The organism is Streptococcus sp. A11 (genome assembly GCF_043674225.1).
GTDB classification, from domain to species: domain Bacteria; phylum Bacillota; class Bacilli; order Lactobacillales; family Streptococcaceae; genus Streptococcus; species Streptococcus suis_V.
This window is the reverse complement of record NZ_JBIMJS010000011.1, coordinates 42995-69968: the sequence shown is the minus strand read 5'-3', so window position 1 is coordinate 69968 and position 26974 is coordinate 42995. Positions and strand designations below refer to the sequence as shown.

Below are 26974 nucleotides of genomic sequence, written 5' to 3'. Positions count from 1 at the left end.
TATCTATTTTTGAAATGAGAATGATAATGAATGATAAGATTAGACAGGAGCTTGAGGGAATCGATATTCGATTTGATGAGCCCTTAAAGGAATATACGTATACAAAAGTCGGGGGTGCAGTAGACTACCTGGCTTTTCCACGTAATCGCTATGAGATTGTACGCATCGTAGAATTCGCCAATCGTGAAGGTATTCCCTGGCAGGTTTTAGGAAATTCTAGTAATATTATCGTCCGTGATGGTGGCATCAGGGGCTTTGTTATCAGGATGGATAAGCTTAACTCAGTGACGGTTTCTGGCTATACGATTGAGGCTGAGGCAGGTGCCAACCTGATTGAGACGACCAAGGTTGCCCTCTTTCATTCCTTGACTGGCTTTGAATTTGCCTGCGGCATTCCTGGTAGTGTCGGCGGTGCTGTTTATATGAATGCTGGTGCTTATGGTAGTGAAGTGGCCCATATCTTGGTATCTGCACAAATTTTAACTCCTGCTGGTTATGTCGAAACCTTGGACAATCGTGATTTGCGCTTTGGTTATCGGTCATCCATCCTGCAGGAAAATGGGGCAATTGTCCTATCTGCCAAATTTGCTTTGAAGCCTGGTAATCATCCGGTTATCAAATATGAAATGGACCGATTGACACATTTGCGCGAGCTTAAGCAACCACTGGAGTACCCTTCTTGTGGATCTGTCTTTAAGCGTCCACCAGGAATGTTTGCTGGCCAGCTCATCATGGAGGCCGGTCTCAAGGGGCATCGTATTGGCGGTGTGGAAGTTTCGGAAAAGCATGCAGGCTTTATGGTCAATGTAGCGGATGGGTCAGCTCAGGATTATGAAAACTTGATTGCTCATGTCATTGAAACAGTCAAAGAATTTTCAGGAGTAACCTTGGAGAGAGAGGTTCGGATTATCGGCGATAGTTTGTAATCATCGGTACAATTGAGGGGGTGAGGCTTATCGTAGCAGGTAATATGACGGGCAGTGTTCTTGCCCACGAGGTGGTATAGGCCCAACAGAGCCTGGAATCTGTTAGTCTACCTAAAGAAGGAATTTATGAGAATTGAAAAAGCCAATTATTGAATTTAAAGACGTTTCTAAGGTCTTCGAGGACAGTGGAACAACTGTCTTGAAAAACATTAGTTTTGAACTGGAAGAAGGCAAGTTTTATACTTTGCTTGGTGCTTCTGGTTCCGGTAAATCAACGATTTTGAATATTATCGCAGGTCTCCTGGATGCGACGTCTGGTGACATTTATCTGGATGGACAGCGGATCAATGATGTTCCGACCAACAAGCGGGATGTCCATACTGTCTTTCAATCATATGCCCTTTTCCCGCATATGACCGTCTTTGAAAATGTGGCTTTTCCACTAAAATTACGCAAGGTTGATAAGGCTGAAATTGACCGCCGTGTCAAAGAGGCTCTGCAGATGGTTCGTTTATCTGGTTATGAGAACCGTGCCATCCAGAAATTGTCTGGAGGTCAACGTCAGCGTGTGGCCATTGCGCGTGCAATCATCAACCAACCGCGCGTTGTCTTGCTAGATGAGCCTTTGTCAGCTCTTGACTTGAAACTACGGACCGAGATGCAATACGAATTGCGTGAATTGCAGCAGCGTCTGGGCATTACCTTTGTCTTTGTTACTCATGACCAAGAAGAGGCGCTGGCTATGTCTGACTGGATTTTCGTCATGAATGATGGTGAAATTGTTCAATCAGGGACACCAGTTGACATTTATGATGAGCCAATCAACCATTTTGTAGCGACCTTTATCGGGGAGTCCAATATCCTGCCTGGTCGCATGCTTGAGGACTACCTGGTTGAGTTCAACGGCAAGCGTTTTGAGGCTGTGGACGGTGGTATGCGTCCAAATGAAGAGGTACAAGTGGTCATCCGTCCGGAAGATTTGCGGATTACCCTGCCTGAAGAAGGCAAGTTGCAGGTTAAGGTGGATACCCAGCTCTTCCGTGGGGTTCATTACGAAATCATCGCCTATGATGATTTGGGCAATGAGTGGATGATTCACTCGACGCGCAAGGCTATTGTCGGTGAGGTCATCGGTCTGGACTTTGAACCAGAAGACATCCATATCATGCGTCTCAACGAAACGGAAGAAGAATTTGATGCCCGTATCGAGGAATATGTAGAAGTCGAAGAAGTGGAAGATGGCTTAATCAATGCCATTGAGGAGGAACGCAATGAAGAAAACCTCTAAGCTCTTTGCCATCCCCTATGCTTTATGGGTTTTCCTCTTTGTACTGGCGCCTGTTGCCCTGATTGTCTTTAAGTCATTCTTTGATATTCATGACAACTTTACCCTAGCCAACTACCAAACTTACTTTAACTCGCCAAATAATACTTACTTGCGGATGAGTTTTAACTCCATTTTTTACGCAGGTTTGATTACCTTGGTTACTTTGTTGGTATCCTATCCAACAGCCTATTTTTTGACCAAGCTCAAGCACAAGCAGCTCTGGCTCATGTTGATTATCCTGCCGACTTGGGTCAACCTCTTGCTTAAGGCCTATGCCTTTATCGGGATTTTTGGTCAACACGGCTCGGTCAATCAGTTCTTGGAATTTATTGGCCTGGGTGCCCAGCAAATTCTCTTTACAGATTTTTCATTTATCACTGTTGCGGCCTATATTGAAATTCCTTTCATGATTTTGCCGATTTTCAATGCCTTGGATGATTTAGATCCTAATCTTATCAATGCTAGTCGAGATTTGGGGGCAACTCCTTGGCAGACCTTTACAAAAGTTATTTTTCCTCTGTCCATGAATGGTGTTCGTTCAGGTGTGCAGGCGGTCTTTATCCCAAGTTTGAGCTTGTTTATGTTGACCCGCCTTATCGGTGGTAACCGTGTGATTACGCTGGGTACAGCCATTGAGCAGCATTTCTTGACAACCCAGAACTGGGGCATGGGCTCCACCATTGGTGTCGTCTTGATTCTTGCCATGCTGGCCATTATGTGGCTAACGAAAGAGAGGAAGAAATAAATGAAAAAATTTGCAAAGATTTATCTAACCATTGCCTTCCTTGTCTTGTATCTGCCAATTTTCTATTTGATTTTCTATGCCTTCAATGAAGGTGGGGATATGAATGGCTTTACTGGTTTTACGTTAGAGCATTTCTCAGCCATGCTGGGAGATAGTCGCCTGATGTTGATTTTGGCTCAAACCTTCTTTTTAGCCTTCCTCAGCTCGCTGATTGCGACAATTATCGGGACCTTCGGTGCCATTTATATCTACCAGTCCAAGCAGAAGTTTCAGAATGCCCTTTTATCAGTCAACAATATCCTCATGGTAGCACCAGACGTTATGATTGGTGCGAGTTTCTTGATTCTCTTTACCATGATTGGTTTCCAGCTGGGCTTTGTCTCTGTCTTACTCAGCCACATTGCCTTTTCGATTCCGATTGTGGTCCTCATGGTCTTGCCACGACTCAAAGAAATGAATGCTGATATGATTTCCGCAGCCTATGACTTGGGGGCAACGCAACCACAAATGCTCCGAGAAATCATGTTGCCTTATTTGACTCCAGCTATTATTGCAGGCTACTTCATGGCCTTTACTTACTCGCTGGATGATTTTGCCGTGACCTTCTTTGTCACAGGAAATGGCTACTCAAACCTGTCTGTTGAGATTTACTCACGGGCTCGTCAGGGGATTTCTTTGGAAATCAATGCCCTGTCCACCCTGGTCTTCCTCTTCAGTATTGTGCTTGTCGTAGGTTATTACTTTATTTCGCGTGAGAAGGAGGCAAACTAATGAAACGATTGACATCATTTTTTGTTGGTATTCTTGCTATCATTCTCGTACTTTGGGGAATTTCTAGCAAACTAGAGGATGATTCTACCCAAGGAACCACTGATAAATTGGTCATCTATAACTGGGGTGATTATATCGACCCAGAATTGTTGGACGAATTTACCGCCGAAACCGGTATCCAGGTTGATTACCAGACCTTTGATTCCAACGAGTCCATGTACACAAAGATTCAGCAGGGTGGGACAACCTATGACTTGGCTGTGCCGTCTGAGTACATGATTTCTAAGATGGCTGAAGAAGATATGCTGATCAAGTTGGATAAGTCGAAAATTGAGGGATTAGAAAATATCGACCCGCAATTTATGGGGCTCAGCTTTGATGAGAACAATGATTACTCCATTCCTTATTTCTGGGGAACCCTGGGAATTGTTTACAATGAAACCATGGTTGACAATCCGCCACAGGAATGGGAGGATTTGTGGTCTGAGGAATATCGTGACAATATCATGCTGATTGACGGTGTCCGTGAGGTTATGGGCTTTGGTCTACAATCTCTCGGCTACAGTCTCAATTCGCAGGATAAGGCTGAAATTGCCCAAGCTGCGGAACATCTCTATAACTTGACTCCGAATGTCAAAGCTATTGTTGCTGATGAAATCAAGGGTTACATGATTCAGGATGCGGCGGCTATTGCTGTCAGTTTCTCAGGCGAGGCCAGTGAAATGCTGGATGGCAATGAAAACCTGCACTATGTCGTACCATCAAAAGGTTCTAACCTCTGGTTTGATAATATGGTTATTCCAAAGACAGCTAAGAACATCGACGGGGCTCATGCATTTATGAGCTTCATGCTTCGTCCTGAAAATGCCCTGCGCAATGCGGAATATGTTGGCTATTCAACGCCGATTCCTGCAGCCAAGGCTATGTTGGATGAAGAAACTCAAAATGACGAGGCTTTCTATCCTTCCGAGGAAACCATGAAAGAGATGGAAGTCTATGGCAACCTGGGCAAGGAAATGCTCGGTCTCTATAATGACCTCTTCCTACAATTTAAAATGTATCGGAAGTAGAGGATAAGACTGAAGACTTACTACTGGATTGAACCGCACCCCAAAAGTTAGAGAGAAAAATCTAACTTTTGGGGTGCGGTTCATATCTACCATTCTGTTTCTAGTTTTCGTTTTCCTTTCCAAGGGAGGTCTTCCTTCTTGAAAACACCACGGTCAGCCAGTCGATAGAGAGTTCTCATAGAACAAGAAATCCTATCTGGATAAGTTCCTTTAATGACATCAAGGCTCTAGCTTTGATCTAAATGAGTTTGAATAAAGTCTTTTTCTGCTTGCGACAGACTTATTTTCCTCCGACCACAGCGCTTCTTATTGGCTTTATAGTGTTCATAATAGTCGTAGGTAGAATGTCCGTCTTTGAGAAAGTTGATAACATGATAGACGGTCTGCTTTGATCTTCCAAGAGCTATCATGATATCTGTAACTTTTATACCTTCTTGGTAATAAGCTTCTATCATTATGAGTTCATTTGTGGTTCATGGGTATAAGTCATTTATGTTAGTTCCTTTCAGACAAATGCTGAGCCTAACATAGATGGCTTTTTCTGTCTAGCTTAATTTGACAATTTAGGTTTATAAATAATCGAAGACTGTGGTAGAATGAAGTGATGAATAAGTTATACTTAACAAAAATCAAAAATAGTGGCTTAATGGTATTATGACAAACAAACTCACCCCCACTCAAGTTCACGAATTAAAACAAGCCCTTAGAGACAAGACAAATGCTCCACATCACTGAAAAATTCAGGCTCTCATTCTTTACTCAGAAAACCAGAACCTAACAGCTAGCGCAAAATCAGTGGGCTTTGTCCATCAAACAGTTCGAAACCTCTTGAATCGCTATCTTGACGGAGGCTTACAGGCACTCCTTACTGACAATCGTGGCGGACGTCGTCGCGCCTACATGACACAAGATGAGGAAGAACAATTCCTGAATGAGCAACTTTCTTCTGCTCTTAAGGGAGAATTGGTGCGATTAATTCTCTTTTGGCAGCCTATCAGGCAAAAGTTGGTCGAAAAACGACTCGAGAAGGATTATAAGCTCTCTTAAAACACCATGGTTGGGTCAAAGAATCAAGAGATTCTTTGAGGTGGGAGATAAAGCTTACGCAGTAAGCAACAAAAGTCAGCCCACGCCCCCCAACATCCTAAAAAAGCAGACGCGGAAGCCATTTTAGCGTCTAAAAATAAAATCTTAGTGCGAGAAGAGGTTGAGTAAGCGCTTTAGTAATGGGAAATCGTATCAAAAAATCCGCCCTATGTATCAGGATGAGGCGGGTTTTGGTCCTATTAGTAAACTTGGAAAATCTTGGGCTCCAAAAGGGTATAGACCTAGTGTCGCAAGTCACCATATCCGTGAATATCGCTATTGTTATGGTGCTGTGGACGCCAACTCAGGAGAATCATTTTTCATCATAGCAGGTGGTTGTAATAGTGATTGGATGAATAAATTTCTACACCAATTGTCAGAAGCTTATCCAGATGACTACATTATTCTAGTCATGGACAATGCCGTCTGGCATAAATCTCAGACATTGAATATCCCTGAGAATATAGAATTTATCTTTATTCCACCTTACACACCAGAGATGAACCCTATTGAGCAAGTCTGGGCCGAAATCCGCAAACGTGGTTTCCAGAATAAGATATTTAGAAGCTTGAATGAGGTTATTGATAAACTTCAAGAGGTTATTAAAAACCTATCTCCTTCTCAACTCAAATCAATTGTACGTAGAGATTGGAGCTTGGCTATTTTTGATTTTAGTTGAGTATTAATTAAAAACGACTGATATGAAACGTTTTCAGGATATTTTCAATAAGCATAATTAGTAATAATTTCATCATTTTATGATAAAATGAATTGATGTATCAAAGGATTCTATCTGGAAAATAATTACTATACAGCTCGGAATACAAATGTATAAAATTACAAAAATATACTTTTCTTTGGTAATTTTAAGAGAAGTAGTTTTTTCGTTGGATAATTAAGTTTATTCAGTATTTACTAAAAATCTCTTTTGACAATCCATATCATAAACAGAAAGAAGGGAATAATATGGAATATAGAAGATTATTTCACATCTTCTATCTTACAATTAGCGCAATCATTTTCTCGATTAGTTTTGCCATTGTTTGTGACAAGTCCTTGTCTACACTGGAATATGCTTATATCGGGGGTATTCAGGCTCTGGTAGCTTTGATGGCTGGTAATCATCACTTTTACAACAAGTCTTATAAAACGCTGACCTATGTAACCTCTTCAGTTCAGCTGATTGTCTTTGTTATTCTGACAATCTTAGCAGCCTTTCACCTGATAAGGTATCCAGATTGGCCTACTTTATTACTAGCTCTATTATTGGCCACAAGCTGTACTCATTTATATAATTATCTGGCCTTATATGTTTATCGGAAAATTTTTGGTGGTAAACGATTATGTGTTATTGGACATGAGGATGAAGTAGTCAAATCAGTAGTAAATCTGATGAAGTTTGAAAATATGATTTTTACTGTCACTCATGCCTTTACGACAGATTTTGCTACAAATGTCAGCAACTATCTCGATGATATTGATGCAGTTTACTTTGCTGGTGAGGTCGGAAGAGATCGAGAAGTAATTTACACTATGCTGATAAGGGAGAATAAGGGGATTTACAATGCTGTATATTTTCGTTCTGGTCTGGAAATTCAGTCTTCCATCTATCAATTCGGCGATGATATTTTCATAGGGTTTAAGACTTTTCAGCTTACAAAAGTGGAACGTTTTTTCAAGAGAATATTTGATATTCTTATTTCATTAGTCTTATTGATGCTGACATGGCCTATCATGCTTTTAGTCGCTCTAGCAATCAAGCTGGATTCAAAAGGCCCGGTCTTCTATACCCAGCAGCGTGTCACAATGAATGGCAGACTGTTTCAAGTTTTAAAATTCCGTTCTATGGTCAATAATGCTGAAGGTAAGTCTGGACCAGTCCTTGCTACATCTAATGATAGTCGGGTAACACGCTTGGGCCAATTTTTAAGAGCGACTCGCCTGGATGAATTGCCACAATTGTTTAATATTTTAAGGGGGGATATGTCTATCGTTGGTCCGAGACCCGAGCGTCCTCACTTTGTCGAACAATATGAAAAACAGAGTCCCTATTATCATCTTCGGCATAGAGTAAGAGCTGGCTTGACAGGCTATGCTCAGATTTACGGGACCTATAATTCAGATTTCAATAGTAAATTAAAGTATGATTTATTGTACATTCAACGCTATTCTTTCTATTTTGATCTCAAACTGGTATTGCGTACATTGAGTATCTTATTGGATAAGTTAAGTGCGAAGGGTGTAGATGAAAATACTGACAACAAAATCACGAGCTTGAAGCAATTGGAAGCTTATTCGATCGTTGTCAAATAGAAAGCAGTCCTAGAAATACATCATTTAGAAACTTTCTGATATAATGTTGTTTGGAAAAAATCTCACCGTATGAAAGGTAAACAAGTTAATGAATAAACAGAGAGATGATTTCATAGATATTTTTGAGTTGATAGCACTTTTTAAGAAAAATATCGTGATCATTGCCATTTGTTCTCTCATTGGGGGAGCATTTATGGGATTATACGCTAGTTTGGCTGTTGCTCCCCAGTATGCATCTAGCGCTCAGTTGCTGGTTGCTCAGGATCCTATTGATGTTGGCAATCAGAATGCTTATGTCAGTGCGGCTAACTCAATCCGAACAAACCTTGAAATGATTCCGACCTATCGAGATATTCTTTTTGGTGTGCCTGTCTTGGGTAAGGTTGCAGATTCATTTGGTGGTAAATATCCGGCTTATTACTTGAAAGAGCGCTTGACCTTCACTCAGACAGAAGATTCTCAAGCCTTTGTAGTCAATTTGCGTATGGATGATGCTCAGGAAGCCCAGGCTGTACTTGAGGAAATTACAACGGTCTTTAGTGACACCTTGCAAGATATTTACAGTGAAGGATTTGGTAAGGTGGTCGTCCTCTCACCTGCTTCTTACAATGCCAATAAAGTTTCACCTAGTATTATCAAAAATGTCGTGACGGGTATTCTGGCAGGAATCTTCCTATCATTTGGCTTCATCATTTCTAGAAATCTATTTGATCAAACAGTGAAGAATGATGCCTACCTTCAGGCGCAGAACTTAACATTACTGACGGAATTATATGATATGACTGCTAGTGAAATCAGTAATGCCCATTATAAATTAGATAAATAGCATCTTAGAAAGTGAGTATGCTGATGTTTTTTGGAAGAAAAAAAAGACAAAGAGAACTAAATAAACAACAATTACAAGGCTCGCCCCTCTATTCGGCGACCCAACCAACCAGCTTAAACGCTGAACAAATTCGTGTGCTACGTACCAACCTACAATATGCCCAGTTGAATGGTAAGATTACTTCCATCGGGGTGACTTCTTCGATACCGGGTGAAGGAAAATCAACTGTATCAGCCAATCTAGCTCATAGCTTGGCGGCTGCTGGTAAGAAAGTGTTGATTGTGGATGCAGATTTGCGAAAGCCAACCGTTCACCGGACCTTTAAATTGTCCAATTTACGTGGATTGAGTGACTTAGTGATTGACACAAAACAATCATTTGCAGATTTGTTAGACTATCCTGAAGATTTGGGAGTCTATGTCTTAACTTCGGGTGCTATCCCACCAAATCCAGCGGAATTATTATTATCTAATAATATAACAAGTCTGATGGAAGAATTAGAACATTCTTTTGATTTTGTCATCTATGATTTGCCTCCTGTCAACAGTGTGACGGATGCTCAGATTATGGCTCGAAAGGTCGATGGTATGATATTGGTGGTACGTCAAGGCTATGTTCAGAAAAATGAATTGGAAAAAAGCTTGCGCTTGCTAAACAATGTCGATGCACAATTGCTTGGCTATGTCATGAACTATGTTCCTAAAGAGCACAAAGATTCCTACCAGTATTATTATGGTCGGGAACAGGGTTCTCAGGATTAGAAAAATTAGATTGTAAAAAGAGTTGAGCATTGGCTCAACTCTTTTGTACATCAGCAGACTATCTAAATAGCAACAAGGAAATCATTCGTCCCAGATAATAATTTGCTGGGAGTAAATAGACTTTGAGATAATAGCGGTGCCAGCTATATTCCCTTTTATAAAATGTTGGAATAAATTGGTTTTGTTTGAAGTTTAGTTTTGCAAGCTCTGTCACAGCATCCTGATAGGCTGTTTTGTCACCGATTTTGACTGCATTAGCAACCATTTGAAGTAAATCTTCAATCATTTTGAAGGTGAAATAATCAGCATAGTCAGGATTACGTTGGCCCATAATGCGGCTATTTTCCATAGACTTGCGGTTGTTATCAGGATTAGGAGTGGTACTGAGTGAACCTTGGCGTGAACGGTAAATATAGAGTTTTTCGGGAACCGTTGTGATAGTGTTAGCAGCAATCATCAACTCGAAATAGATACCTTCACCCATACCCGATAGAAAACGAAAGTTCGTTTGGTCAATCAGTGTTCGAGCGACCATGCGAGCCGTGGGTTGTGTATTGTGATAGATGTCTTGCAGCCTTGCTTTCCCGTATATTGGCTTGTGCCAAACAGTTTTTTCGCGCCCATCAGATGAGAGAGTGCCTGTGTCGCACAATACTAAATCAGCCTGATCTTTCTTGGCTTGCTGATACAGTTTTTCAAACATATCTACCTTGACCAAGTCGTCTGAATCGACAAAAGCCACGAATTCGCCACTAGAAATATCTATTCCTTTATTGCGAGCATCGCCGACCCCCATATTTTCAGGCAGGTCAATCACAGTAACACGACTATCTTCTTGTTGATACGTTTTTAAAATCTCCAAAGAACGGTCTGTTGAACAATCATTGACCAAAATCAGTTCAATATCCTTCAAACTTTGTTGGAGAATGGATTGGATACATTCCGCGATATATTGTTCCGTATTGTAAACGGGTACGATAATAGAAACTTTAGGCGCTACCATATTTTACCTATTCCTTTCTGTCCTGCTACTATTATAGCACAGAGAAGTCTTTTACCCTTGGTTGGGTACTTTTAAAGTGGGGATTTTGGGTTCGAGAATATCTATTATTTCTATTTTTGAAATCGAGGTGTTATAATATGGTGTTAGTAAATATTATCAGACGAAGGAAGAGAAATGATTAGAGAAGTAGGAGTACATAAATTGTACGAACGCTGGAAAGAACAGGATATGGGAGGGCACAATCGATGATTCTACAACAATCTTGTAGGGAAAAACTTGTGTTATGGGTAAACAGGTATGGAGAATAATACCTTCAATAAGTGGAGTGTCATTTTCTTTTATGTCTCGATTAGCATCTATCCCCTCAGTATGGTGATGGCGACGGCCTTACAACGGCTGGGATTTGCCTATCTCGCGAGCAAAAGCATCTTTTTCTTCTATGCGCTTATTTATCTATTTGCTTTTGTTATCTTTGTGCGTTTCCCTTTGTCCATGAAACGGCTGACGAGTTTATATTTCATCTATCTCTTGTATATTATTTTGTATTTGACCAGTAATCGATTTGTCAAAAGGACTTTTACAGGGGTTGAGATGGTGATGATTTACACCTTTTATTTACCCTATGCGGTCTTGATTTTATCCCGAATAACTGATTTTTCCTATCTCTTTACCAGCAAGTTCATAGAATATATGAATTATGTGATTATTGTCAGTGCTTTTATCGCAAAATATGTCTTTCATAATGCGACGAATTACATGCCATATTCCTATAACTTGTTACCGATTTGGCTGTTGTTTGTCTTTAATTTCATTCATCGCCCAAGCCTGTTGAAAGCAGGCATTGCGATTGTTATGTTGCTAGAAGGTGTTATTTATGGGGCGCGTGGTCCCTTGATTTGGTTGGCAGTGGGTGGTTTCCTGTGTTTGTTCATAGATTTGATTGAAAAAAAAGTCCTGCGTCACCTAACCTTAAAAACCTTCTTACAAATTTTCTCTGGCTTGGCCCTGTTTGCAGGAATTTTCCTCTTTCTTAGACGGGTACTTGCTTCTGTTCATATAGAAGGTTCCTATATTCTCAACCGTATCAATCAAGGGATTATTGGCGAGAGCACAGGGCGTAAGTTTATGATAGAGACGGCTATCGCGCATTTGAAAATCATGGGCGGGGAAATCAACGGGGCCTTTTTTGACAGAACCTTGATGCCGGATGGTATATATGTCCATAATTTTATCTTGGAAACCTATCTGAGCTTTGGCTGGGTCTTGGGGACAATGATTTTGCTCTTTCTCGTTTATTTTATCGGCACAACCTTTTTCCGAGCATCTATGACCAATAAGAAAGTTGTCGTTTTTGCAGTCTCAGCTTTCTTTTTGAAATTCTTTGTAACGGGGAGTATGTATGGAGATTATAGTTTCATCATCATGCTTTCAGTAGTCTATGCTGTTTATCGGCAAGAGATGTGGAAGGATTAAGTCTACCTTAGCGTAGCCATATAGAAAAATACCATACTAGATGGACAAACTTGTCTTGAACTAGTATGGTATTTCTTATGCTGGCAGTTTTCGTTTTAAAAAGTCAAATAATTCTTTCTGAGAGAAAGCATAATTGATCATCAAACTGATAATGGTTGTGACAAGGATACTGATGCTGCCAAAGACAATCCAACCGACAATGGAACCAATACTTCCAGTAAATGGAAGGAGCAGGAGGTTGGACAAGGTAAAGATAGCCGCATCCATCAGTAATTGTTTAGAGATTGAAACGGGTTGACCTGTAATGATAAAACGGTAGGTATACCAGATATAATAGGCCAGACTGAAGGTTTGTGAAACAGCTGTACCGATGGCAACGCCAACAATGTTTAAAGGTACAACTAACATCAGAGAAATCGCTAAGTTTAAGATAGCTTCGGTATAGGTTCCAAACTGTGTTTTCTTAAATTCACCGCTAGCGAAAACCAAGGTCCGGTAAGGCAAGCGAATTGCATAGAGAAGCAGGGAAATCGTCATGATATAGCCAAATAAAGGCTGGTTATAATTGGCATCGGTCACCTTATCCGTATAGAGAAGGATGAACGGCGTCACCAATTGAAAGGTTGTCGCAAGGACAATGGTTGAACCAGTATGTAAGAGCCATTCTAACTTTCTAAATTGCCGAAAGAGAAGTTGGTGATCGTCCAAATGTAGGGCACGCCCAAGAAAGGGACGCAGGCCACTGGTTGCTGCATTGAGAAAAGTTTTAATTCCCTGAAAGACCGTATTATAAATCGCATAGACAGATACACTGTTCAAGCTTGAGAACATAGAAAGGATGACAATATCGGTACTTTCTTGAACAGTATAGGCGATATGCTGACCAATTCCATACCATTGTTGATTGATTTTAAAGTTTTTATCAATTCCTTGCTTGGAAATATGGTAATGCTTGTGGACGTAGTAACTGATAGAGATTGGTGGGATTATAAAGACCAATGCTGAAACGAATTTAACTAGAAATACAGTTTGTCCCTGTTTGATAAGAAACATGGAAAGCAAGAGATTGGCAATATTGGTCAATCCTTGTAAGATTTCCTTGATATAGGCTTTTTGATCAGAGCCTAAAATGATTTGACTGGTGATGCCAACAAAAAATTGAAGGAGATGCGACAGGGAAAGAATAGCAATCAGACTCATTATTTGTTGCTGTGAGAAATGGCTGGACAGTACCTGAGGGAGAAAGAGGCAGAGCGCACCGACATAAACGATTAAAAAGAGTCCAATCTTATTGAAAAATTGCTGAGACTTATAATAAATGGTGGACAGCTTCCCATAATCTTGGTCCAACAATGGTTTATACATAGCAACTTGGACGACAGTTCCCATTCCCATATCCAATAGGCTAATCAAGGTCAGATATTGAGTAATACTGGACATGAGCCCATTGACTTCTGAACCATAAGCTGTGATGAAAAGCCGAGGGAGAATTAAACTACAGACGATTGAAATACATTTGTTCAAAAGGGAAATAATCCCGTTGATTTTCAGTGATTTTGTATTCATTCCAAGCCTTTCCTTGTGAATTTTTCGGTAACATTTTTTGAAAAGTAAACCCTTTTTTGGTAGAATGATGTGAAGGGTTTCATAATTTTAAAAGGAAATAGTGATGGTGTCTATGTTGACTTAATGGTTGCAGCTAATAATATTACAAGTGTTCATGATCAGATGTACACCTATCGTATTTGTGCAAATTCGCTCAGTTCAGATTTCCGAGTAAAGAATATTCTCGAATCAGTTGCTTCCTGCGAGCTTTTGCTTAAAAATTGCAAGAATGATAAAGAGTATTATGAATTTAAATTGATTGAGGCGCTCTTGCAATTATTGATGGTTTCCATCAAAGAAAACAATAAAGAAAACAATAAAGAAACCTATCAATCTGCTAAAGCATACCTGAAAAGATTGGATTTCAGAAAGAACAAATACTTGTATAGTCTCTTAAAAAATGAGTATTCATACCTGTTTTTCTTGCTATTTTGTATCTACTGCCAACCAATTATCAGCTGTCATCCCTCTTGCTTGGTTTTGTTTCCTTAGAACCTGTATTTACAACTTGTGAACACAGATTCTACGCTTTTACTTTATTTTATTTTTTAGGTTAATAAAACCACGAAGGGCTTGCCAACCAAAACAAGAAACAAGGAGATAGATAGCTGCAAGTGGAGTTGGTTGGATACGCAGTGACTGCCACAGATGATGGCGTACCTGACCAATGTCTCTTAAACCATAGTAGCGCAGAGCTAGATAATATTCCTGGTAGCTAGCTAGTTTTCTCTCAGGCACGAGTTTTAGTCTGCTATTTATCTCGGCAGCACGTTTGGAAACAACCTGATAACCTTGAATGACCTTGTTGCTGTTTTTTGAAATGCTGTCATCTTGAATTTCATAGACAACTAGGTCTTCCAAAATCTTATAGCCCTTGGAAACTTCTAGGAGTTTTAAAAAGAGATCCCAATCTTGACAGCTTAATAAGCTGTTATCCAAGCCACCAATCTGTAGGAACAAGGATTTTTTTACCATCAAGGTTGAGAAACCACCGAGATTATTTTGTAAAATAGTATCTCCAACATTCAGAAGTCCTTCCGATGGTACATGGATAGCAGTTGAGCCAAATCCAGTCACGACAAATCCTACTTCGGGATATTGTCGGAAGATATGTTCTTGTTTTTCTAATTTACTAGGCAAGAAATAGTCATCTGAATCCAGAAAGGCAATCAATTCGCCCTTAGCTAACTCAACACCCTTATTACGACAAACATTAGCGCCACTATTTTCAGCTAATTGGTGTACAATAAGCTGAGGGATTTGCTCCTGCAATTGCTTTAGGACAGCTAGTGAGTTATCTGTCGAAAAGTCATCCACAACAATAATTTCCCAATTGGAGTAGGTTTGACTAATGACACTTTTGAGGACTTCTTGCAGTAGATGACCTCTATTGTAGTTGGGAATAACTACTGAAATTAATGGTAAAGACATTTTGTTTTTTCCTTCTCGTCTATTATCGCTATTAATATTACTATAATAGATACTAATTTTCAAATATATTTGCTGAGGATATGCAATGAATAAAGACCGATCACGCCCACTGGTTAGCGTTATTATACCCATGTATAATGCAGCTGACTATATTACTGAGACAATTAACTCTGTTTTACAACAAACCTATCAGAATTATGAAATTATCGTGGTAGACGATTGCTCGACAGACCAGTCTGTTGTCCTTGTTAAAGAGATGATGACTTGGGTACCCGATTTGACTCTCTTGGAGAATCCCACTAATTCAGGGGTGGCAATATCTAGGAATAAAGGGGTAGCAGCGGCGCATGGTCGCTATATTTGCTTCTTAGACGCAGATGACCTTTGGTTGCCAACAAAATTAGAAAAGCAACTTGCCTTCGCAGAAGCAAACGGTCATGCTTTTACATTTACAGCCTACCAATTTGCTGACGAAAACGGTACAAGTTTAAACAAAATAGTCAAAGTTCCTGCTAAAATCTCTTACCAGGAATCGCTACGCAATCACACGATTTTCACTTCAACCGTTATGCTGGATTTACACCAGTTGACAAAAGAGCAGATTGCGATGCCTGATGTCCGTAGAGGACAGGATACAGCTACTTGGTGGAAGATACTGAAAGTTACAGGTTACGCTTATAGCTTACCTGAAGCTCTGTCTATCTACCGCCGCGTCAACTCTTCCTTATCTGCAAACAAACTAAAGGCCATTAAACGGACATGGTATCTATTTAGAAAAGTAGAAGGTCTATCCTTAATTCAAACGATTATTCCCTTCATTGGGTATGCCTATAACGCTGTGAAGAGGAGGATATAGGAATGGTTGTATTAGTAGCAACAGTGGATAATCACAATGTAGACAAATTACTTGAGACGATGAATTTAACATCTGTTGTCACGATTATTGTTAATCAGTATCGGTCAGGTCGTGAGCAGTCTGAATTGGTAACAAAAGAGCGTTCGACCATACTGCATTCCAATCGTTTGGGCTTGAGTGCCAGTAGAAACGATGCTCTTGCCCTAGCACCTGAGCATGCGATTTGTCAAATTGCAGATGATGACATGGTTTTTGTCGATAACTACCAGGAGATTGTGGCTGAGGCCTATCAGGAATTTCCAGATGCGGATGTGATTGTCTTTTATGTAGACAATGAGGTGGCAACCATGGCCAAGAAACCATTGAAAAAAGGAAGAATTCATCATATTGGGGCAATGAGAACCTCTTCTGTGCAGATTAGCTTTAAAAAATCTAGTATATTACAAAAAGGAATTGTGTTTGATGAACGGTTCGGAATTGGTGCTAAATATGGTTCGGGTGAAGAAAATATTTTATTATTCGATGCTCTTCGCAAGGGATTGAAAATTTATAGTTATCCTGTCAAAATTGCAACTTTGATAGATGCTAGAGCTTCTTATTGGGATCGGTCTAATTCACCAGAATTTTGTCGAAAAAAAGGTGCAATCTTCAAGCGGATGACAGCCAACTGGTATTGGTTATTGATTTTGCAATTTGCTATTCGGAAACGGAAAATGATGCTCCCAGAAATAAAAATAACGGACAATATTCGCTATATGTTCCAAGGAGCAAGGGAATTTTCAAGAAATAAGGACTAGAGGTTTACATGGTATTATCAAAAAAACGTGCACGAAAAGTAATTGAAGAAATTATTGCCCTCTATCCAGACGCCAAGCCAAGTTTGGATTTTAGAAATCATTTTGAACTGCTGGTAGCGGTCATGTTGTCTGCTCAGACGACAGATGCGGCGGTCAATAAGGCAACACCTGCCTTGTTTGAGGCCTATCCGACACCAGAGGCTATGGCAGCAGCCGAGGTCAAAGACATTGAGCCCTATATTTCACGCTTGGGTCTTTACCGTAACAAGGCTAAATTCCTCAAAGAATGCGCCCAGCAGTTGTTGGATCAATTTGACGGTGTAGTTCCACAGACACGCGAGGAATTGGAAAGTTTGGCAGGAGTAGGGCGAAAGACCGCCAATGTCGTCATGAGTGTCGGCTTCGGCATCCCAGCTTTTGCGGTGGATACGCATGTTGGTCGCATCTGCAAACACCATGATATTGTCAAAAAATCCGCTACGCCACTGGAAACAGAAAAACGGGTCATGGAAGTTTTGCCACCAGAACTCTGGCTCCCAGCCCATCAGGCCATGATTTATTTTGGACGGGAAGTCTGCCATCCGAAAAATCCAGAATGTGCAAAATTTCCGCAGTTATATGAATTTGATTAAAAAATCTTCAGTTTTTGGAGATTTTTTTGATTGTTAGGACAATTTCATTCAGAAAACAAGAATGATTTTTTGAATTTGTTCTAAAATATTCTCAAAAATCGAATAATACGAATGAAGTGACGTTCTAAATGTTGGATAATTGAGAATAAGCGAACGTTAATCATCTGTATGGCTTTGTATTTGACAAAAACCAAACGATAGTATATAATTTATTCTGTAAGTTGATTAAAAAACGAAAAACAATGTATTTTTCGGAAGATAGTTCAGAAAATGAGGTAAAGCTATGTACAACGAAATGCCGGTATTTGACTATGAGGATATTCAGTTAATTCCCAACAAGTGTATCATCAACAGCCGCTCTGAGGCGGATACGACGGTGACTTTGGGCAAGTACAGTTTCAAACTTCCTGTAGTTCCAGCCAATATGCAGACCATTATTGATGAGGATGTGGCGGAGATGCTGGCTAAGGACCGTTATTTCTACATTATGCACCGTTTTGACGAAGAAGGACGCATTCCCTTTATCAAACGGATGCATGACCAAGGTTTGATTGCTTCTATTTCGGTCGGTGTCAAAGACTACGAATATGATTTTGTGACTAGCTTGAAAAACGATGTGCCCGAATTTATCACCATTGACATTGCGCATGGTCATGCGGACAGTGTCATCAAGATGATCAAGCATATTAAAAAAGAGTTGCCAGAGACATTTGTTATCGCAGGAAATGTTGGGACGCCTGAAGCGGTTCGTGAGTTGGAGAATGCGGGTGCTGACGCAACCAAGGTCGGCATTGGTCCGGGTAAAGTATGTATTACTAAGGTTAAGACAGGCTTTGGTACAGGTGGTTGGCAGCTGGCAGCCCTTCGTTGGTGTGCTAAAGCGGCTCGTAAACCCATTATTGCGGATGGTGGTATCCGTACGCATGGTGACATTGCCAAATCCATCCGTTTCGGTGCCAGCATGGTCATGATTGGTTCCCTCTTTGCAGGGCATATTGAAAGTCCGGGTAAAACCATTGAAGTGGACGGCGAGAAATTCAAAGAATACTACGGCTCGGCCTCTGAGTATCAAAAAGGTGCTTATAAAAATGTAGAAGGCAAGAAGATTCTCCTGCCAGCTAAGGGGCATCTCAAGGATACTTTGGTGGAAATGGAACAGGACCTGCAGTCATCCATTTCTTACGCAGGTGGTCGTGATTTGAACAGCCTGCGCCATGTGGACTATGTCGTCGTGAAAAATTCCATCTGGAACGGCGATTCGATTTAATTTATGTTTGTAATGAAATAGAGGACTTGCAGTGCAGGTCCTTTTCTTGATACAATAGGTTGACTAAGATTAAAGGACCGATTATGTATCCAACTAAAACAATAAAAGAAAAGTTTCTTCTCTTTCTAAAAATTTTTCTGCCTATTTTGATTTATCAATTTGCTAACTTTTCGGCTTCTTTCATCGATACCATGATGACGGGACAGTTTAGTACCCTTGATTTGGCGGGTGTTTCTATGGCGACCAGTTTGTGGAACCCATTTTTCTCCTTTTTAACAGGGATTGTGTCGGCTTTGGTTCCCATTATCGGCCATCATCTGGGCAAGGGCGATAAGAACAAGATTCGTGAAGAATTTCATCAGTTTGTCTATTTGTCTGGCTTTTTGGCCTTAATTTTGTATATCTTGGTCTTTGTTTTTGCTAGGCCTATTTTGAGCTGGCTGGGCTTAGAGGTTGAAGTTGCAGAAGTTGCTCTGTCCTATCTCTACTATATTTCCATTGGCATCCCGCCTTTTCTCATCTTCAGCGTCTGCCGGTCCTTTTTCGATGCCCTCGGTCTGACCCGACTGTCCATGTACCTCATGTTGCTCCTGGTTCCCTTTAACACCCTCTTTAACTATTTCTTGATTTATGGGAAATTGGGACTGCCGGCCCTGGGCGGATCAGGTGCTGGACTTGGGACTGCTTTGGCTTATTGGGCAGTCTTAGCAGTGGTTGTCCTGGTCATGAGGAAAAATAAGCAGATTGCATCCTACCAAGTGTGGGACTGGACATCCTTTAATCCTGCCATGCTCAAAGAAGGGGTAAAAATCGGTCTTCCCATCGGTCTGCAGGTTTTCGCAGAAGTAGCCATTTTTGCAGTGGTCGGGCTCTACATGTCCAAATATTCTGCGCAGACCATTGCGGCCCACCAGGCAGCTATGAATTTTGCGACTCTCATGTATGCCTTCCCGCTCAGCATTTCCATGGCCCTGCCTATTCTGGTTTCCTACGAACACGGGGCAAAACGCCTGAAAGATGTCCAGCAGTACAGTCTGATTGGCCGCTTGACAGCCGTTCTCTTTGCCAGTCTGACCTTGACTTTCCTTTATTTTAATCGGGAAATGGTAGCAGGTCTTTATGGTATAGAACCTGAATTTATCGCCTTAACCTCTGACTTCCTGGTCTTTGCCCTCTTTTTCCAACTGGCAGATGCCTTTACAGCACCGATTCAGGGGATTTTACGGGGCTACAAGGACACCACCTTTCCCTTTGTGCTAGGCCTGGTGTCCTACTGGTCCATGACCTTCCCTATTGCCTGGTTGCTGGATAGTCTGACGGACTTGGGACCAAAAGCTTACTGGATTGGCTTGATTGTCGGGATATTCACCTGCGGGATTTCCTTGAATCTACGCTTACGATATATTGTAAAAAAAGATAAGCAATAAGAAAAAGCTGACTTGAAAGAAGACAAGTCAGTTTTTATTTATTTGCGTTTCATTTCGCCATGCGGGAAATAAGTTCCCTCTTTCATGTCGTTAATAAAGACATGGATAGCTTCCTTCGGGGCGTTGGTATTACGCGAAACAACCTCTGTCACCTCACGAGCTAGGGCAATTTTTTGCTCCTCAGTGCGACCTTCAAATAAATCAATACGTACAAATGGCATATAAATTCTCCTTTTTGTTGAATATTTTATCACAGTAAGAAAATTATTCAAGTATTTTATAAACAATTGCAATTTTATCCTTTGTTTTATATAATAATATTGTGAAAGAAAGGAGATAGATATGCTAGATAAGATTATAAATCAAGGTAAAATCAGAAAGATTTTCAACAGAAAAACAGCTACTGTAGCAGGTGGTTTGCTGGTAGCAAGTGTTGCAGGAATTCAATTGACAACTGCTGAGTTGCCGGCGAAAGAACAAGTTTACGGCCAACCTATTGAAAAAGTTCTACAAATCTATAAAGAGGCTGGATTTGAAAATATCAAGGAAAGTTTAAAAATTGCAGATTTAGAGTACGGAAAAATTGATGAAAGTAGTAAGGTAGAAGTTGTTCTTGTTGATGGCGAAGAATGGAAAGAAGGAACTGCCTCAAAAAATGTACCGATTTCCATATCTTATCATGCCCCGAAAGATGATGCGGTTGAATTAAGCAATCTTTCCTATCCTGGAAATGTCACTGAGCTTGAAAAAGAGTTGATAGAGGCAGGGTTTGACAATATTGAGCTATCTTCTGTTATGTTGTTGGCAGAAGGAAATGATGACAAGAACGATCAAGTAGAGAATTTGGAAATTGGTCCCTATTCCTATCAGAAAGGCTACTTTTATTCGACAAGTCTTCCTGTCAAAGTAACTTATTTTGATGCTAGCAAGGATAATTTGAAATTTCCACAGGATGCTTTAGAGACTAAAAATAAGATAGATTTAGAAAAATCCCTGACTGAAGTCGGATTTACACAGGTAAAGTGGGATAAAATTGAAGAAAAGGACAAGTCAAAACACGGGACCATCCGCGATATTACAGTAGATGATGAGAAACTAAGACTAGATACCAAGCAAGATATTATCTTAAAAAAAGCAACGCCAATCGTCATCAGTTACTATGATTTTTCAAACTTTGCTGAAGTACCTAAGGATATTTCAAACGCAACAGTAGAAAAGAATAAGGAGTTATTTACTGCTGCGGGCTTCACTCAGATTTCCGAAGTTGCTACGGAAACAGATGATATCAGTAAAAATGGTCAGGTGAGCGTTATTGAAATAGATGGGAAGGCTTGGGATTCCCAGAAAGATACTGTTTATAAGAAAAATAGCAAGGTTGTCATCAAATACTGGAATGCTGAGAAGGCTATCGCAGAAAAGGCTCGTAAAGAGGAGGAAGAACGCCAGGCAGCTGAGGCCAAACGAATTGCTGAGGAGCAAGCTGCAGCCCAGGCTCAAGCGGCGGCTCAATCACAAGGTCAAATCCATGGTTTTGCGCAAGCACCTGCAAGCAATGTTTACTATCCGAACTGTAAGGCAGCGAGAGCAGCAGGAGCAGCTCCGGTCTATCAAGGTCAACCTGGTTATGGAAGTCACCTAGACAGAGATGGCGACGGAATTGGTTGCGAGTAGATAAAACAGGAGGGACTGTTATGAAACCTGCATACCGCATCATCTTAGCTTTGTTACTAGGTCTATTTACCCTTTATTTTGCAATGGCAGTGTTTCCAATCAGCACCATCATCGGACCCATACTGGTAACCATAACATTGTTTTCTGCTATTTACACCATCCTGGTTCTCTATAAATGGAAGCCCAAATGGGGTGAGCTGCTATTAGAGTTGGTTTTAAATTTATTCATGTGGCCGTGATTTCCAAACAAGCTCAACTGGGCTTGTTTTTCTCTTTCCCATAATAGTGATTTTATGATAAAATGGAGGGAGTGAAATTTTAGAACGGAAGAGGAAAAATGGCTCAATTATACTATAAATACGGTACCATGAACTCTGGTAAGACCATTGAAATTCTCAAGGTAGCCCACAACTACGAGGAGCAGGGAAAACCCGTTGTCATTATGACTTCGGCACTGGATACCCGTGATGCTTTCGGAATCGTTTCTAGCCGAATTGGTATGAGAAGAGATGCGGTGGCCATTGACGACCAGATGGATGTATTTGGTTATATTGAGAAAATGGACCCGCTTCCTTATTGTGTCCTCATCGACGAGGCTCAGTTTCTCCGACGTCATCACGTCTATGACCTGGCCCGTGTGGTAGACGAACTCGGTGTGCCAGTTATGGCCTTCGGTCTTAAAAATGATTTTAGAAATGAATTGTTTGAAGGCTCGAAACATTTGTTACTCTTGTCGGACAAGATTGAAGAAATCAAAACCATTTGCCAGTATTGCTCAAAGAAAGCAACCATGGTCTTGCGAACCCAGGACGGCAAACCGACCTACGAGGGAGAGCAAATCCAAATCGGAGGCAACGAAACATATATCCCAGTTTGCCGCAAACATTATTTTTCGCCAGAAATATAGCCATTTTGAATCAAATAAATAAATATGGAGTTACAAATCTGTCCATATTTGGAGATCGGACTTGAACACGCCTATAAGCTAACTAGAAGTGTGTTCGGTCAAATATTTAGAAAGGAACTGAATTCGGGCTACGAACTGTGCCTATTTCATGACCTATATATTACAGAAAGGAATTGAACACGCCCTACAAGCTGTGTCAAAAAGATAATTTCTCCAAGTGTTTGTAACACTTGGTCGAAATTCCTATTTTGACTGTGCTTGCTTAACGGGCTTTGTATCTTAATTTTATGAACATTTACGATCAATTACAGGCGGTGGAAGACCGCTACGAGGAGCTTGGTGAATTGTTGTCTGACCCGGATGTGGTCAGCGATACCAAGCGTTTTATGGAATTATCAAAGGAAGAGGCGGCAACGCGTGATACTGTAACAGCCTACCGCGAATATAAGACTGTACTTCAAAACATTGTTGATGCAGAAGAGATGATTAAAGAATCTTCTGGTGATAGCGACTTGGAAGAAATGGCCAAGGAAGAACTCAAACAAGCCAAGGCTGACAAAGAAACCTATGAAGAGAAATTAAAAATCCTTCTCTTGCCAAAAGACCCCAACGATGACAAGAACATTATCTTGGAAATTCGTGGTGCAGCTGGTGGTGATGAGGCCGCACTTTTTGCTGGCGATTTGTTGACCATGTACCAAAAATACGCAGAAAGCCAAGGCTGGCGCTTTGAAGTCATGGAGGCCTCTTACAACGGCGTCGGTGGTATAAAAGAAGTCGTGGCTATGGTTTCTGGTCAATCCGTTTATTCAAAACTCAAGTACGAGTCAGGTGCTCACCGGGTTCAACGGGTCCCTGTAACGGAAAGCCAAGGCCGTGTCCACACTTCGACAGCAACTGTCCTAATTATGCCAGAAGTAGAAGAAGTAGAATACGACATCGATCCAAAAGACCTTCGTGTCGACATTTACCACGCCTCTGGTGCTGGCGGTCAGAACGTCAACAAGGTGGCGACTGCCGTGCGTATCGTTCACTTGCCGACCAACATTAAGGTTGAAATGCAGGAAGAGCGTACCCAGCAAAAGAACCGTGACAAGGCTATGAAAATCATCCGAGCGCGTGTGGCAGACCATTTTGCTCAAATCGCCCAAGACGAACAGGATGCTGAGCGCAAGTCAACCATCGGCACTGGTGACCGTTCGGAGCGGATTCGTACCTACAACTTCCCGCAAAACCGTGTGACCGACCACCGGATCGGCTTGACCCTACAAAAACTGGATACTATTTTGTCTGGTAAGATGGATGAAGTTGTCGATGCCTTGGTGCTTTACGATCAAACGCAAAAACTGGAAGAGCTGAATAAGTAATGACATACGCCCAACTTTTTTCTGCCTATGAGGCAGAGCTTTTGGCAGTTGGAGAGGAGCCTGAGGGCCTCTCTTTTGTCTATCGAGGTCTGAAAAATCTCGATCTGACTGCCTTTGTCTTGCTACTTCGTCAAGAAGTGTCGACTGAGGAGCGGGACGTGATCGAGCAGATTTTTCAGCAGCTCAAAGCGCATCAGCCAGCTCAGTACATCCTTGGTTACGAGGACTTTCACGGATTGCGTTTCAAGGTGGACGAGCGGGTGCTCATTCCGAGACCTGAGACAGAGGAGTTGGTTGATTTGGTTTTGTCGGAAAATAGCAGAGCTAATTTACGAGTTTTGGACATTGGAGCTGGCAGCGGTGCTATTGCGGTTTCTCTTGCTCATGCTAGAGCAGATTGGGATGTAGTTGCAGTAGATATTTCACCCGACGCACTGACTTTAGCCCAGGAAAATGCTGAGCGCAACAAGGTTGACGTCCAGTTTATCCTGTCCGATTTGTTTGAAAATATTTCTGGAACCTTTGACATCATCGTCTCCAATCCGCCCTATATTTCGCCAGATGATAAGGCTGAGGTCGGGCTAAATGTCCTTGCATCAGAGCCACATGTAGCGCTCTTTGCAGAAGAAGAAGGCTTGGCTATCTATCGAAATATCATTGAGCAAGCTGGTCAATTTTTGACTAATAATGGAAAAATCTACTTTGAAATTGGCTACAAACAAGGGCAGCAGGTGTCTGATTTGCTGCGTCAGCATTTCCCAGAAAAAAATGTCCGAGTACTGAAGGACCAATTTGGTCAGGATAGGAAGGTGGTTGCTGATGACAATAGATAAAATCCTAACAATCATTGAAAACGACGGTGCGGTCATTATGCCGACGGAGACCGTCTACGGGCTTTTTGCCAAGGCCCTGTCGGAAACCGCTGTTAATCATGTTTACGAGCTCAAGCAACGCCCGCGCGATAAGGCTATGAACCTAAATGTGTCAAACCTGAACGATATTCATTATTTTAGTCAAAATCCTCCCTTTTTTCTTGAAAAAGTGTATAATAGTTTTATGCCCGGCCCCCTAACAATTGTCCTAAAAGCGAACAATAATGTTCCTGTTTGGATAAATTCAGGTCTGGCAACTGTAGGTTTTCGGGTGCCAAAGCACGAAAAAACCTTACAATTGATAAACATGATTGGCCCTCTCATTGGTCCATCTGCTAATTTATCAGGAAAAGAAAGCGGAAGATATTTCCAGGATATTCAGGCCCAGTTTTCTCAAGAGCTGGTAGGCTTTGAGGATGATCAAGCCCTGACTGGTGTAGATTCGACCATTTTGGACCTTTCTGGTCAGCAAGCACGAATTTTGCGTCAAGGTGCCATCACCAAGGAAGAAATTTTGGCTGCTGTACCTGAAATTGAATTTGCAGATTGACCCACGTATAACTATAAAATAGGAGTATCATAGATGATTTTCGATTTAGTTGATTATAAAGAATTTGACAAAGAACTTTGGGATGCGATTAAGGACGAAGAAGATCGTCAGCAACACAATATTGAATTGATTGCCTCTGAAAATGTCGTTTCTAAGGCTGTTATGGCAGCTCAGGGATCTATTCTTACTAATAAATACGCGGAAGGCTACCCTGGTAAACGTTATTATGGTGGTACAGAAGTAGTTGACGTGATTGAAAATCTTGCTATCGAGCGCGCTAAGGAAATTTTCGGTGCTAACTTTGCCAATGTACAACCGCATTCTGGTAGCCAGGCTAATGCAGCAGCCTATATGGCGCTCATCCAGCCAGGTGATACTGTTTTGGGTATGGATTTGTCAGCTGGTGGTCACCTGACCCACGGTTCTCCTGTCAACTTCTCAGGTAAGACTTACAATTTCGTAGCTTATGGTGTGGATAAGGAGACAGAAGTCTTGGACTACGATGCAATTTTGGCTCGTGCAAAAGAAGTATCACCCAAATTGATTGTTGCAGGTGCATCTGCCTATTCTCGTACCATTGACTTTGAAAAATTCCGTGCAATTGCTGATGAAGTTGGTGCTTACTTGATGGTAGATATGGCTCATATCGCAGGTCTTGTTGCAGCTGGTCTTCATCCAAATCCCGTTCCACATGCACATATTGTTACCACAACCACTCATAAGACCCTTCGTGGCCCTCGTGGTGGCTTGATTTTGACCAACGACGAAGAATTGGCTAAGAAAATCAATTCTGCAGTTTTCCCAGGTATGCAGGGTGGTCCATTGGAGCACGTTATTGCTGCTAAGGCTGTTGCCTTCAAGGAAAACTTGGACCCAGCCTTCAAAGACTACGCAAGCCAGATTATCAAAAACTGTCAGGCTATGGCAGATGTCTTCAAAGCTGACGAGAATTTCCGAGTTATTTCTGGTGGAACAGACAACCATGTCTTCTTAGTTGATGTGACCAAAGTCGTTGAAAACGGAAAAGTTGCCCAAAACTTGCTGGATGAAGTAAGTATCACCCTTAACAAGAACTCTATTCCATTTGAAACCTTGTCTCCATTTAAGACTTCTGGTATTCGTATAGGGACAGCGGCTGTGACAGCTCGTGGTTTCAAGGAAGAAGAGTGCCGCCAGGTAGCTAACTTCATCATTACAGCCTTGAAAAATGCTGAAAATGAAACTGTGTTGGAACAAGTCCGCCAAGATGTTCGCAGCTTGACAGACCGCTTCCCACTCTATGAAAATTAAA

General features: G+C 41.2%; 26 protein-coding genes and 1 pseudogene. 22 read left to right on the top strand and 5 right to left on the bottom strand.

Annotation, left to right across the window (positions count from 1 at the left end):
• Positions 1-26 precede the first annotated feature (26 nt).
• The 5 genes from murB to ACHBIF_RS07600 all read left to right on the top strand — a co-directional run bounded on the left by murB (position 27) and on the right by ACHBIF_RS07600 (position 4839).
• Complete coding sequence (gene murB / locus ACHBIF_RS07620) at positions 27-926, top strand: UDP-N-acetylmuramate dehydrogenase (protein WP_394719675.1); 900 nt, start codon at positions 27-29, stop codon at positions 924-926.
• Positions 927-1059: 133 nt separating this feature from the next.
• A complete protein-coding gene (locus tag ACHBIF_RS07615) occupies positions 1060-2214 on the top strand; it encodes an ABC transporter ATP-binding protein (protein ID WP_105137431.1) in 1155 nt (384 codons plus the stop codon).
• Complete coding sequence (locus ACHBIF_RS07610) at positions 2198-2998, top strand: ABC transporter permease (protein WP_105160896.1); 801 nt, start codon at positions 2198-2200, stop codon at positions 2996-2998. Before ACHBIF_RS07615 ends, ACHBIF_RS07610 begins: the two co-directional genes overlap by 17 nt.
• Positions 2999-3769, top strand: a complete 771-nt coding sequence (locus ACHBIF_RS07605) for an ABC transporter permease (protein WP_105110146.1) — start codon at positions 2999-3001, stop codon at positions 3767-3769.
• Positions 3769-4839 (top strand): ABC transporter substrate-binding protein, encoded by a 1071-nt coding sequence (locus tag ACHBIF_RS07600; RefSeq protein WP_394719671.1) that lies wholly within the window; start codon positions 3769-3771, stop codon positions 4837-4839. Before ACHBIF_RS07605 ends, ACHBIF_RS07600 begins: the two co-directional genes overlap by 1 nt.
• Positions 4840-5066: 227 nt before the next feature.
• On the opposite strand, the gene ACHBIF_RS07595 is transcribed toward ACHBIF_RS07600, so the two are convergent.
• Entirely contained in the window at positions 5067-5294 is a 228-nt protein-coding gene (locus tag ACHBIF_RS07595) for a hypothetical protein (protein ID WP_394719669.1), read from the bottom strand.
• 199 nt (positions 5295-5493) lie between these two features.
• Here ACHBIF_RS07595 and ACHBIF_RS07590 point away from each other — a divergent pair.
• From ACHBIF_RS07590 to ACHBIF_RS07575, 4 genes and pseudogenes are all read left to right on the top strand, one after another.
• Positions 5494-6604: pseudogene (locus ACHBIF_RS07590) on the top strand (IS630 family transposase).
• A gap of 287 nt (positions 6605-6891) precedes the next feature.
• Positions 6892-8238, top strand: coding sequence for a sugar transferase (locus ACHBIF_RS07585; RefSeq protein ID WP_394719667.1), 1347 nt, complete (start codon positions 6892-6894; stop codon positions 8236-8238).
• Positions 8239-8326: 88 nt separating this feature from the next.
• Positions 8327-9064, top strand: coding sequence for a YveK family protein (locus ACHBIF_RS07580; RefSeq protein WP_105110149.1), 738 nt, complete (start codon positions 8327-8329; stop codon positions 9062-9064).
• Positions 9065-9087: 23 nt separating this feature from the next.
• Positions 9088-9825: a CpsD/CapB family tyrosine-protein kinase gene (locus ACHBIF_RS07575; protein ID WP_394719664.1), complete on the top strand. Its 738-nt coding sequence runs from the start codon at positions 9088-9090 to the stop codon at positions 9823-9825.
• Positions 9826-9883: 58 nt separating this feature from the next.
• Here ACHBIF_RS07575 and ACHBIF_RS07570 read toward each other — a convergent pair whose 3' ends face one another.
• Positions 9884-10828 carry a glycosyltransferase family 2 protein gene (locus tag ACHBIF_RS07570; RefSeq protein WP_394719662.1) on the bottom strand — a complete coding sequence of 315 codons (945 nt, stop codon included), beginning with the start codon at positions 10826-10828 and terminating at the stop codon, positions 9884-9886.
• Between the two features lie 297 nt (positions 10829-11125).
• On the opposite strand from ACHBIF_RS07570, the gene ACHBIF_RS07565 reads away from it, so the two are divergent.
• Positions 11126-12301 carry a hypothetical protein gene (locus tag ACHBIF_RS07565; protein WP_172061940.1) on the top strand — a complete coding sequence of 392 codons (1176 nt, stop codon included), beginning with the start codon at positions 11126-11128 and terminating at the stop codon, positions 12299-12301.
• Between the two features lie 75 nt (positions 12302-12376).
• Here ACHBIF_RS07565 and ACHBIF_RS07560 read toward each other — a convergent pair whose 3' ends face one another.
• Together ACHBIF_RS07560 and ACHBIF_RS07555 are read right to left on the bottom strand one after the other, a co-directional pair.
• The gene (locus ACHBIF_RS07560; RefSeq protein WP_394719660.1) at positions 12377-13867 is read right to left on the bottom strand and encodes a lipopolysaccharide biosynthesis protein; all 1491 of its coding nucleotides are present in this window, start codon (positions 13865-13867) and stop codon (positions 12377-12379) included.
• A 570-nt stretch (positions 13868-14437) separates the two neighbouring features.
• Positions 14438-15337: a glycosyltransferase family 2 protein gene (locus tag ACHBIF_RS07555; RefSeq protein WP_394719658.1), complete on the bottom strand. Its 900-nt coding sequence runs from the start codon at positions 15335-15337 to the stop codon at positions 14438-14440.
• Positions 15338-15422: 85 nt separating this feature from the next.
• On the opposite strand from ACHBIF_RS07555, the gene ACHBIF_RS07550 reads away from it, so the two are divergent.
• The 5 genes from ACHBIF_RS07550 (at position 15423) to ACHBIF_RS07530 (ending at position 20316) form a co-directional block, all read left to right on the top strand.
• Positions 15423-16193: a glycosyltransferase gene (locus ACHBIF_RS07550; protein WP_172067233.1), complete on the top strand. Its 771-nt coding sequence runs from the start codon at positions 15423-15425 to the stop codon at positions 16191-16193.
• A 2-nt stretch (positions 16194-16195) separates the two neighbouring features.
• A complete protein-coding gene (locus ACHBIF_RS07545; protein ID WP_257117681.1) occupies positions 16196-16990 on the top strand; it encodes a hypothetical protein in 795 nt (264 codons plus the stop codon).
• 8 nt (positions 16991-16998) lie between these two features.
• Complete coding sequence (gene nth, locus ACHBIF_RS07540; protein WP_105110158.1) at positions 16999-17622, top strand: endonuclease III; 624 nt, start codon at positions 16999-17001, stop codon at positions 17620-17622.
• A 283-nt stretch (positions 17623-17905) separates the two neighbouring features.
• Positions 17906-18889, top strand: a complete 984-nt coding sequence (gene guaC, locus ACHBIF_RS07535) for a GMP reductase (RefSeq protein ID WP_105110159.1) — start codon at positions 17906-17908, stop codon at positions 18887-18889.
• 83 nt (positions 18890-18972) lie between these two features.
• The gene (locus ACHBIF_RS07530; protein WP_172059301.1) at positions 18973-20316 is read left to right on the top strand and encodes an MATE family efflux transporter; all 1344 of its coding nucleotides are present in this window, start codon (positions 18973-18975) and stop codon (positions 20314-20316) included.
• 38 nt (positions 20317-20354) lie between these two features.
• On the opposite strand, the gene ACHBIF_RS07525 is transcribed toward ACHBIF_RS07530, so the two are convergent.
• Complete coding sequence (locus ACHBIF_RS07525) at positions 20355-20537, bottom strand: 4-oxalocrotonate tautomerase (RefSeq protein ID WP_024413156.1); 183 nt, start codon at positions 20535-20537, stop codon at positions 20355-20357.
• Positions 20538-20658: 121 nt separating this feature from the next.
• On the opposite strand from ACHBIF_RS07525, the gene ACHBIF_RS07520 reads away from it, so the two are divergent.
• The 7 genes from ACHBIF_RS07520 (at position 20659) to glyA (ending at position 26973) form a co-directional block, all read left to right on the top strand.
• A complete protein-coding gene (locus ACHBIF_RS07520) occupies positions 20659-21987 on the top strand; it encodes an excalibur calcium-binding domain-containing protein (RefSeq protein ID WP_394719654.1) in 1329 nt (442 codons plus the stop codon).
• 20 nt (positions 21988-22007) lie between these two features.
• Complete coding sequence (locus ACHBIF_RS07515; protein WP_105110162.1) at positions 22008-22226, top strand: hypothetical protein; 219 nt, start codon at positions 22008-22010, stop codon at positions 22224-22226.
• Between the two features lie 98 nt (positions 22227-22324).
• Positions 22325-22894, top strand: coding sequence for a thymidine kinase (locus ACHBIF_RS07510; protein WP_105123339.1), 570 nt, complete (start codon positions 22325-22327; stop codon positions 22892-22894).
• A 287-nt stretch (positions 22895-23181) separates the two neighbouring features.
• Positions 23182-24261, top strand: a complete 1080-nt coding sequence (prfA, locus tag ACHBIF_RS07505) for a peptide chain release factor 1 (RefSeq protein ID WP_394719651.1) — start codon at positions 23182-23184, stop codon at positions 24259-24261.
• The gene (gene prmC, locus ACHBIF_RS07500; RefSeq protein WP_394719649.1) at positions 24261-25094 is read left to right on the top strand and encodes a peptide chain release factor N(5)-glutamine methyltransferase; all 834 of its coding nucleotides are present in this window, start codon (positions 24261-24263) and stop codon (positions 25092-25094) included. Before prfA ends, prmC begins: the two co-directional genes overlap by 1 nt.
• Positions 25081-25683 carry an L-threonylcarbamoyladenylate synthase gene (locus ACHBIF_RS07495; protein WP_394719647.1) on the top strand — a complete coding sequence of 201 codons (603 nt, stop codon included), beginning with the start codon at positions 25081-25083 and terminating at the stop codon, positions 25681-25683. The genes prmC and ACHBIF_RS07495 overlap by 14 nt, the downstream gene beginning before the upstream one ends.
• Before the next feature lie 33 nt (positions 25684-25716).
• The gene (gene glyA / locus ACHBIF_RS07490) at positions 25717-26973 is read left to right on the top strand and encodes a serine hydroxymethyltransferase (RefSeq protein ID WP_172021442.1); all 1257 of its coding nucleotides are present in this window, start codon (positions 25717-25719) and stop codon (positions 26971-26973) included.
• Position 26974 lies beyond the last annotated feature (1 nt).